Source organism: Streptomyces antioxidans (assembly GCF_000968685.2).
Classification (GTDB): domain Bacteria; phylum Actinomycetota; class Actinomycetes; order Streptomycetales; family Streptomycetaceae; genus Streptomyces; species Streptomyces antioxidans.
In genome coordinates, this window is record NZ_LAKD02000107.1 from 1 (window position 1) to 4729 (window position 4729).

Consider the following 4729-nt stretch of genomic DNA (forward strand, 5'->3'; position numbering starts at 1 on the left):
TGTCGGCGGCCGTCCGCGACACCTTCCACACCACGCTTCCCTGGGTGCGGCTGTACAACTCCTACGGGCCGAGCGAAACCACCATCGACATCGCCGGCCATCCGTGCGAACCGGCAGAACAAGGGCCACCGCCCATCGGCACACCGATCCAGGACACACAGTTGTACATCCTCGACAGCGGACTCTGGCCGGTGCCACCCGGCGTGGTGGGCGAGTTGTACGTGGCCGGCACCGGGCTGGCGCGGGGGTATGCGGGGCGTCCGGCCATGACCGCCGAGCGGTTCGTCGCCGATCCCTTCGGCCCGTCGGGCACCCGGATGTATCGCACGGGCGACCTCGTGCGGTGGGACGGCGATGGCCGTCTGGAGTTCGTGGCACGCGCAGACGACCAGGTCAAAGTGCGCGGTTTCCGTATCGAGTTGGGCGAGATCGAGGCCGCGTTGACGGCACATCCCGATGTGGCGCAGGCCGCCGCGACCGTCCGTGAGGACCGTCCCGGCCACCGGCGCCTGGTGGCCTACGCGGTGCCCGCGCGCCGGTCCGGCCCCGACGGCGACCTGGCCGGCCGACAGGTGGAGGAGTGGCGCACGGTCTACGAATCGCTGTACCAGGACCGCGCAACGACCGTCCTGCGGGAGGACTTCGTCGGCTGGGACAGCAGCTATGACCAACGGCCTATTCCGCTGCCTGAGATGCGGGAGTGGCTGACCACGACCATCGACCGGATCGTGGAGCTGGAGCCGCGCCGGGTGCTGGAGATCGGGGTCGGCACCGGGCTGCTCATGGCGCGCCTGGCACCGCACTGTGAGGCGTACTGGGCCACCGACGTGTCTCCCGCGGTCATCGGCCATCTGCGGGAACGGATCGCGGGCGATCCCGCCCTGGCGGACCGCACACAATTGCGGAGCCAGCCCGCGGCCGACTTCACCGGTCTGCCCGCCGGCGAGTTCGACACCATCGTGCTCAACTCCGTCGTCCAGTACTTCCCCAGTGTGGAGTACCTGGTCGAGGTGGTGGCCGGGGCGATGCGGCTGCTCGCGCCCGGCGGTCGGATCTTCATCGGCGATGTGCGCAACGCCCGTCTGCTCCGCTGCTTCGCCACGGCCGTCGCCCTAGCGCAGGCGGCGCCCGGCACGACGAACGAGAGCCTCCAGTCCACCGTCGACAAGGCGATCGGGCAGGAGCGCGAACTCGTCGTCGACCCCGCACTCTTCGCCGCTCTTCCGCCCCGGCTGCCCGAGGTGGCGGCGGTCGACGTGCGGATCAAACGTGGCCACGCGCGCAATGAACTCACCCGCCACCGCTATGACGTGGTCCTGGTCAAGGCGACCGCTCCGGAGGCCCCGGGGGCCAGGACGGCTGGGACGGCTCGGATTGCCGACGCGGTGACGCGGCAGTGGGGCGAGGACGTGCGTACCACCACCGAAGTGGCGAAGACCCTGGAGCGCCTCCGGCCCCGGATGCTGCGGGTGAACGGCGTTCCCAACGTCCGCCTCACGGACGAGCTGGAGGCGTTGTGGCAATTGCGGCACGGGGTGGCGCCGGATGCCATCCGCGAGGCGGCCACCGCGGGGCCGGAGCCCGAGGCACCCGCTCCGGAGGCCCTGCACGAGGTCGCCGCGGGTCTGGGCTACCGTGCCGCCCTCACCTGGTCCGACAGTGACGGCTGTCTCGACGCGGTCTTCGTGGACACGGCGGCGGGGGTGGATCACCGCGTACTCGACCAGTGTGCGCCGCCCACCACGTCTGCGGCGTCCACGCCGTCTGCGGCGTCCACGCGGGGGGACGCTCCGCGTCCGCTGCGTTCGTACGCCAACGACCCCGGGGCCTCCCACGAGCTGGGCGGACTCGTGGCGTCCCTCCGGGCCCACCTCGCCACCACCCTGCCCGACTACATGCTCCCGTCCGCCCTCATGAAGCTCGACGCGCTGCCGTTGACCGGGAACGGGAAGCTCGATCGCGCCGCGCTGCCCGTGCCCGACCCCGGGGCCGACCGAACCACCGGCCGGGCCGCGGCGACAGCACGGGAGAAGACCCTGTGCGCCCTGTTCGCCGAGGTGCTGGGGCTCGCCGAGGTCGGTGTGGAAGAGGGGTTCTTCGCACTGGGCGGGGACAGCATCATCTCCATCCAACTCGTCAGCCGTGCCCGCCGGGAGGGGCTGGTGCTCACCCCCCGCCAGGTCTTCCAGTACAAGACGCCCGCGGCGCTCGCCGCCGTGGCCCGTACGCCCGATGAGCTGACCGCCGAGGGCCTCGGCCGATCAGAAGGAGCACTCGTCCGACTCTCCCGGGCGGAGTCGGAGAACGTCGAGCGGAAGGCCCCGGGCAGTGTGGAGGTTCTGCCGCTGAGCCCGCTACAGGAGGGGTTGCTGTTCCACGCCGTGTACGACGACACGGCCCCGGACGTGTATCTCGTCCAGCTCTGCCTGGAACTCGAGGGCCCCTTCGACGCGGGCCGGTTCCGCGTGGCCGCCGACGCGCTGCTGCGCAGGCATCCGCATCTGCGCGCCGCGTTTCTGCACGACGGCCTGTCCCATCCCGTCCAGGCCGTCGCCGGTGCGGTGTCCGTGCCGTGGCAGGAGGTGGACCTCGCCACGGTCGCGGAGGACGACCGCCGGGACGCGGTGGAGCGGTGGCTGGCCGAGGACCGCTCCGTACGGTTCGATCCGGCGCGGCCACCACTGGTCCGGTTCGCGGTCCTGCGTGGCGGCCAGGACCGGCACTGGCTGGTCATCACCAACCACCACCTGCTGTGGGACGGCTGGTCGGTGCCCCTGGTCCTGCGCGAACTGTTCGCGCTGTACGAACGGTCCGGTGACGAGACGGGCCTGCCGCGGCCGGTCCCCTACCGCAACTATCTGGCCTGGCTGGGGCGGCGGGACCGGGAAGCCGCCCGCGCGGCTTGGCGCACGGCGCTGGAGGGGCTGACCGAGCCCACGTTGGTCGCCCCCGCCGCTCCCGGGCGTGCCGCGATGTGGCCGGAGGAGTACTCCACCGATCTGTCCCCCGAGCTGACCGCGCGGCTCTCGCAGCGCGCCAGGCGCTCCGGGCTCACGCTGAACACCCTCGTCCAGGCGGGGTGGGGGCTGGTCCTCGGACGGCTTACCGGGCGTGACGACGTGGTGTTCGGCACCACGGTCTCGGGCCGCCCCGCGGAGCTGCCGGGTGTGGAGTCCATCGTGGGCCTGTTCATCAACACCGTGCCGGTCCGGCTGCGTATCGATCCCCAGGAGTCGCTGGGCGGGCTGCTCTCCCGGCTCCAGGAAGAGCAGACGGAGCTGCTCGACCACCAGCACCTGGGGCTCGCCGAGGTCCAACGGCTGAGCGGAGTGCGCTCCGGGGACCTCTTCGACACGACGACCGTCTTCGAGAACTACCCCATCAACAAGGGGCAGTTGCTCGACCCGGGGAGGGAACTGAGGACGGTCGACATCACGGGACGGGACGCCGCGCACTACGCCCTGTCCCTGCTGGTCGTCCCAGACGAGCGGCTGCACATGCGGCTCGGCTATCGACCGGACCTGTTCGGGCGCGACGACATCTCGACGATCGCCGACCGGCTGATACGGGTGCTGGAGGCGATGGCCTTCGATCCTGATGTCAGGGTCGGGCGGGTCGACGGCTGCTCCGAGGACGAGCGGAAACGGCTGCTGGGCTGGGGTACGGGTGCCTCGGTGGCGGCGGCCGGGGCGGGGCGGGTGCTGCCGGAGCTGTTCGAGGAACAGGCGGCACGTACTCCGCAGGCCACGGCGGTAGTGTTCCAGGACACGGTCTCCTACGCGGACCTCAACGCGCGCGCGAACCGGCTGGCCCGGCTGCTCATCGAGCACGGCGCCGGACCGGAGACGCGTATCGCGCTGGCCCTGCCACGCTCCCTCGAGCTGATTACTGCCGTGCTGGCCGTCACCAAGACCGGAGCAGCCTACGTACCCCTCGACCCCGGCTACCCAGCGGACCGCACCACCTTCATGCTCCACGACAGCGAACCCACCCTCCTCCTCACCACCAGCACACTCGCCAACACCCTCCCCACCAGTACCGCCACCCTGCCCTGGCTCCTCCTCGACACCGACGACACCCACGCCCGTACGAAAAACCACGAGGCCGGGAACGTGTCCGACGACGAACGGCCAACACCACTGACGCCCGCCCATCCGGCGTACGTCATCTACACCTCGGGCTCGACGGGCACCCCCAAGGCGGTCGTGGTCCCGCACGGGGCCATCGTCAACAACCTGCTGTGGCGGATCGAAACCTTCGGCTGGACCGAGCATGACCGCTTCCTGATGCGGACACCGATGAGTTTCGACGTATCGGTGTGGGAACTCTTCTGCCCGCTGCTCACCGGCGGAAGCATCATCGGCACCGACCCCGATCACCACGCCGACCCCGGCCATCTGCTGTCCGCCGTCGAACGTCACGGGGTCACGGTGGTGCACTGTGTGCCGACCCTGCTGCGGTTGCTGCTGGAGTGGGAGGGGGCACGGCGGCTGTGCGCCTCCGTACGCCATGTGGTCTGCGGTGGTGAACCGCTGACCGCCGATCTACGCGACTCCTTCTTCGCCACGCTTCCGCACGCCCGACTGCACAACTCCTACGGGCCGACCGAGACCACCGTCGACACGACGGGGCACCTCGCCACCCCCGAGGGCACGGGCCCGCCACCGATCGGCACGCCGGTCGGCAACACCCGCTTGTTTGTGCTGGATGCGGGGTTGGGGTTGGTTCC

General features: G+C 70.8%; 1 protein-coding gene. It reads left to right on the forward strand.

Features of this window, described 5'->3' with window-relative positions; translation table 11 throughout:
* A partial coding sequence (locus tag VT50_RS31640; RefSeq protein ID WP_143645302.1) for an AMP-binding protein occupies window positions 1–4729 on the forward strand: 4729 nt, incomplete at both ends.